Genomic DNA, 5,564 nt, shown 5'->3' with positions numbered 1-5,564 from the left:
ATAAAGTGAAGGACATGAGCATTTATACTCATGTCCTTCACTTTATTTATGCTTTTGTAATTGCACGCGGAAATAAAATATTATTTTCTAAATGAATATGCTCAAATAAATCAGATTCAATGGCTTCAAGGCGCTGGTAAACAAGGCGATAAGTGCCGCAAGCTCCTTCTGGTGGAGTAAAGTCATCTGTCACCTTACGAAGTTCTTTAATAATATTGCCAGCGTGGTTATGTTCATTCTCCAACTCATCTACTACTTTACGTAACTTTGTATAGTTTTCATCAGTTGGATTTCGTTCGAATTCTAAAATTAATGGGAAATCCTCTGTTTCTTCTTTAATTAAATGTTGTTCTAATTCAATCTTAAGTTCATGAAATAGTTTATGAATTTGAGCTAAATGAGGCTGATTTGCCCCATGAACGCGTAATACTTTCGTCACATATGGACTTAACTGTGGCAACTCTTCATTTAAATAGCGATGATGCTTATTTATAATATAATCAATCAATTCGCGATAAGAAGCAGTTTTCCAATCAATTTCAGATTCGTTTAATAGTTTCGTTTTATGATAAAGCGTATTTAACTCTGTGATTACCTCTGATGCTGATAAATTTCTTTCATTAATTGCATCAATAAGTGGTTTATTACCACCACAACAAAAGTCTATTCTATATGATTTAAAAAGATCACTAGCCTTTGGGAATTGTGTTACAATCTCACCGATAATTGAAGTTTCAGTAAATGTATGTTTCATATGAATGCCTCCATAGAGTTTAAATTTAATATCTAGATCAAGAATAGCGATAAATTAAAATCAATGTGGTGATTTAAATCACTTATTATGTGTCATTTTTGAGAATAATAAAAGGAGTTTTATAAAAGGGAGAGGAGGGTAATTCGTCGCAATAGTTTCTGATAATAAAAAAGAAGCTTACTAGAAGCTTCTTTTTTATTACTATTTTTCACACGCGACTCCATCACCATCGCGATCAAGTTTAGAGCTATATCCTGGTTGGTCTCTATATAATGGAGCTTTCCCAGCAGCTCTAACTGCATCACAATTTTTGTAATATGCGTTACTAGTATTTCCTGAAGCAGGTTTTGTTTGAGTTTGCTGTGCTTTTTGTTGTTCCTGTTGTACGCGAGCTTGCTCAGCAGCTTGACGTTGTTGCTCTTCTTGTTGTTTGCGAGCTAGTTCAGCGGCTTGACGTTGCTGTTCTTCTTGTTGTTTACGGGCCTGTTCTTCAGCTTGGCGTTGTTGCTCTTCTTGTTGTTTACGGGCCTGTTCTTCAGCTTGACGCTGTTGTTCTTCTTGTTGTTTACGAGCTAGTTCTTCAGCTTGGCGTTTCTCATCTTCTTGCTTGCGAGCTAGTTCCTCAGCTTGACGTTTCTCATCTTCTTGCTTACGAGTTAGTTCCTCAGCTTGGCGCTTTTCCTCTTCTTGTTTTTGAGTTTTTTCGTCCGCTTCTTTCTTTGCTACATCTTCTTTTTTGTCGCTCTCTTTTTGTTCTACATTGTTAGATGCAACCTTATTACTAGTGGCTGTCGTCTTTTCAGAAGAAGGAGCTGAAATGCTTGATGATGCAACAAAAATGACAAATAAAATAGCTGTGATAATAAATTGTTTTTTTGCTACACCAGTCTTTTTAATTACGGATAAGATTGCTAGAACAAGGAAAAAAATAAATAAAATGAAACTTAAAGTAGCAAAAAAATCGATGACTGGGTGTTCAGATTTTGTAGTGCCCATTCCTATTAAGAGAATTGAAATCATAAAAAGAATAACAGTAGGACGACCATATTGTTTCGCTTTTCCATTTTTCTTAAAGAATGAAATGATACATAAGATTAAAAGAATAATAGCAATCAAAAATAAAGCTATACCAATATTACTCAAAATAGCCATTTTCATACCTCCATTTGTAAGATTTTCTCTATTGATTATATAGGAATTTATTGGATAATACACGTTTCATATAAATTTAGAAAATTTTAATAGATACATAAACATTTATTTTGTATATAAAGAAAAATAGATATATTTCCTATTACTTTTCGGAATAGAATTCATAAATTATTTTATATAGATTGAAAGGAGGGGATTTAAATGGAATTCCAATTGTTAGTAAATTGCGTGTTACAAGAAGGGAATGCTTACTTTTTAGTAACGAAGGTAGATGATGTTATTACGTTGAAAGTACCAATTACAGCAGGAGTAGCAGGCTTATTTTTAGCTTTAGGTGTACCAAGATGTTCTTAATTTAGATTTCTATAGTAAAAGGATGAGGGACAAGCCTTATCCTTTTACTATTACATAATTTTGTTATGTAAACTAAAAGTTATGCCAGTTTTTAATACTATTTTTCAATAGCACGTTTAAAGCAGACATGCATATACTATAATGTTTCATTAGCCTTTTATGATGAAGTATTATTTTAAAAAGTGTATCAAAAATAGAGGGGAAACTCTTTATATTTATGAAAATAAATGAGGTGCTAGTATACATGAAAAGACGAACGTATGACATTCCAGTCGCATTGCGAAGAGAATGGTTTTTAATAGAGTTAGCACATTTAACAAAAAAATATGGAATTGAAATTGTAACGGATAATATAAAAGATGCGCCATTTTTAAGAGATCAAGTTACAGAATTGAAAATTGGAGCTGGTTTACAATACGATAAATATGATGATGAGTATATCATCGGATTGTAAACAAAGAAGCTGCGTATAAAAGGTTATTAAAGAGACCTTTTATACGCAGTTTTTTTGTGAAGAGAAAGCTTTATTGAGAAATATTCAAAACGCTTATTGTAAAAAGGAATGAAGGAATGTTGAGAGAATAACGTTTGATAAGAAAGGAATGCAGCTATTAATTTCTTATCCTAATGTATCGGAAAAGTAATTGATTAAATGAATTTAAAACAATTGATGTGTAACAGGATGATAGCGCTTTCTTTCGGGAGGAAAAGGGGGATATTAATGGGGATTATGAAAAGGAGTATCGCATTATTTATTATACTTTGTTTTATGAGTCCGATGGTTTTTAGTACAAATGTACACGCGGAGGTTGTAACAGAGCTTAAGACTGGTTTTCCAGATAAAGAAGTATTTACTCCTGGAGAATGGTTTTTAGGGCAAAAACCTGCTAATTATGATGAGAATAAACCACCAATTCTCTTTGTGCAAGGAAGAAATGGTAATGCGGATAGTTGGTATGGAAAGACAGTATATCATGATATGAATGATATGTACGATTATGCTTTGAAAGCAGGTTATCAAACTGTATTTATTCAATTATATGATGCTGCGGGAAAAGGATCAGCTAGCCAATGGGACAATGGAAAATTGTTAGCGCAAAAACTTGAAGAAATTTATAATCATTTTGGTAAAAAAGTAAATGTTGTGGCTCATAGTAAAGGTGGTATCGATACACAAGCTGCGTTAGTTGGATATGGAGCGAATCGATTTGTTGGAAATGTTATTACGCTTGCCACTCCGCATTACGGATCAAATTTAGCAGATTTATCATATAGTTGGTGGGCAGGATGGCTTGCCTCTATATTAGGTCAAAAAGATGATGGGACATATTCATTGCAAATAGGTGAAATGGCAAAGTTTCGTTCTACAATAGATAATAATCCTGCAGCTAAATTAAATCGTTACTATACGGCTACTGGGACAAGCTGGGGACCTGTTTTTTCAGCATTATCTATGGGCGGGTTGTATTTGTCATCATACGGTTCTAATGATGGATTAGTGAACGAATGGAGTGCTAAGTTACCATATGGAACACATTTATTTACGGATTCACGATTTGATCATGATAATATACGAAAAGGTTCAGCTGTTTTCGCACGAATTGAACCATATTTACGGACAGCAAATGTACCAGTACCGGCTTTATTAGCCCCAAGTAATAGTTCAGAGGAAAAGGTAGAACTATTAAACACAACTTCTAATCAAGCTATTTTAGGAGGAGAGTTATCACAAAATCAGTGGGTAGGGCAAACTGTCGCAGTTGATAAAAAAGCAGAAGGGGTAGTTTCTGTTTTAACAGCTTCTTCGGATGTAGAAATACAACTAATATCTCCAAAAGGAAAAGTTTATACAAATAAAGATAGTGCTGTATCTACTGGTGAAGGTGAATCTTTCTTTAAAGGAGCGGCTATAAGAACATTTAAATTTGATAAAATGGAAGCAGGAGAATGGCAAGTTAAAATGATGGCGAAGCAGCCGAAAGATGCATATTTAATCGTAACCGATTACAAAAAAGATGCTCCGTTCGTCCTTCAAATGCCGGCAAAAGTTAAAGTAAATAAAGCAGAGTATAAACTCAAAAAATCACCTGCAGCTCCAGAAATGAAAGGCGATCTTTCAGTAACAGTAAGAGTAATTAATAAAGATGGAAAGTTAGTTTCTGAATCAAATGAATCGCAAAATATTAATGCAAATACATTTACAGGTGCCTTGAAAAATATAGAACAGCCGGGTGTATATAACGTTACAATTGATGTGAAAGGGATGAATAAGGAAGGACAACCTTATAATCGTACGATAGTTAAGTCGGTTTATGTGGAGAAGTAGGAAAGAATGAATCGGTTTTAATAAAAAAATGCCGAATTCTTGTGGTAGAAGGATTCGGTACTTGTTTTGCTTATTAGATTAATAGAACTGTAAAAATGGATAAAGCGATGGTTAAGTTTCCAACTTAGTCATCGCTTTTTATTTATGCAATTGAGCAGGAAGAAGACAAAAGATATCGAATGATGTAATTATACAGAATTGTTTGCTTTTGGTATGGATAGTAGTTAAAGATACGTTAGTTATAGTTCAAACCGTAAGAAAAGAGAGATTAAATAATAGAGGGAGCAACTTACATGGAAAATATATTAAAGGTATCCTCAAAATCAAGTCCAAATTCAGTGGCAGGTGCAATAGCAGGTGTACTAAGATCAAGTGGCAATGTAGAAATCCAAGTAATTGGAGCTGGTTCTTTAAATCAAGCGATCAAAGCAATTGCGATTGCAAGAGGTTTTGTCGCTCCAAGTGGAATTGACTTGGTTCTTGTTCCAGCGTTTCAAGAGGTTACTATCGATAATCAAGAAAGAACAGCAATCAAATTAATTGTAGGTCCTAGAAGGAAAAGGTCTTAATAGCGAGCACTAATATAAGGGGATTTGAAAAGGCCAATAGACTCCAAAAAGTTAGACACGTTATTTCATTTGGCAGTTCCTTGGGCGTGGAAACAGTATTGTACCGGATTTATGACTTTTAATTCCCCCTATATTTAGCGGATTTTTCTAGAAACTTAAAAATGCCAAATCCTTTGTGACATAAGGGATTTGGCATTTTTTAAGTTTTTATGTTTTTTTAAATAAACAATTCTAAAACTGTTCATTCTTCTCCCAAGATTCTACAATATAATGCGCAATCGTTGGGTTGAAGCCTTTACCAACTAAGGACATAATCGCAGCAACTTCTGTTAAAGCATGTTTGTGTGATGTATGTTTCGCTTCATTTAAACCGTAATCTACCCAAGGTTTTACGAAATCAAGTACAGGT

At 33.8% G+C, this 5,564-nt stretch carries 6 protein-coding genes; 4 read left to right on the top strand and 2 right to left on the bottom strand.

Annotation, left to right across the window (positions count from 1 at the left end):
* Positions 1 to 46: 46 nt before the first annotated feature.
* Positions 47 to 754, bottom strand: coding sequence for an iron-sulfur cluster repair di-iron protein (gene ric / locus KI356_RS19645; protein ID WP_212936202.1), 708 nt, complete (start codon positions 752 to 754; stop codon positions 47 to 49).
* 201 nt (positions 755 to 955) lie between these two features.
* Positions 956 to 1,906, bottom strand: coding sequence for an excalibur calcium-binding domain-containing protein (locus KI356_RS19640; protein ID WP_212936201.1), 951 nt, complete (start codon positions 1,904 to 1,906; stop codon positions 956 to 958).
* Positions 1,907 to 2,107: 201 nt separating this feature from the next.
* Here KI356_RS19640 and exsG point away from each other — a divergent pair, with 201 nt between their 5' ends.
* From exsG to KI356_RS19620, 4 genes are all read left to right on the top strand, one after another.
* Positions 2,108 to 2,260 (top strand): exosporium protein ExsG, encoded by a 153-nt coding sequence (gene exsG / locus KI356_RS19635; RefSeq protein WP_000395676.1) that lies wholly within the window; start codon positions 2,108 to 2,110, stop codon positions 2,258 to 2,260.
* A 244-nt stretch (positions 2,261 to 2,504) separates the two neighbouring features.
* Entirely contained in the window at positions 2,505 to 2,714 is a 210-nt protein-coding gene (locus KI356_RS19630) for a hypothetical protein (protein WP_212936200.1), read from the top strand.
* Between the two features lie 267 nt (positions 2,715 to 2,981).
* The gene (locus tag KI356_RS19625; RefSeq protein ID WP_212936199.1) at positions 2,982 to 4,586 is read left to right on the top strand and encodes a lipase family alpha/beta hydrolase; all 1,605 of its coding nucleotides are present in this window, start codon (positions 2,982 to 2,984) and stop codon (positions 4,584 to 4,586) included.
* A gap of 293 nt (positions 4,587 to 4,879) precedes the next feature.
* Positions 4,880 to 5,155, top strand: a complete 276-nt coding sequence (locus KI356_RS19620; protein ID WP_128279864.1) for a stage V sporulation protein S — start codon at positions 4,880 to 4,882, stop codon at positions 5,153 to 5,155.
* Positions 5,156 to 5,564: the final 409 nt, after the last annotated feature.

It is taken from the genome of Bacillus hominis (assembly GCF_018332515.1).
GTDB classification, from domain to species: domain Bacteria; phylum Bacillota; class Bacilli; order Bacillales; family Bacillaceae_G; genus Bacillus_A; species Bacillus_A hominis.
This window is presented reverse-complemented; position numbering and strand designations above follow the sequence as displayed.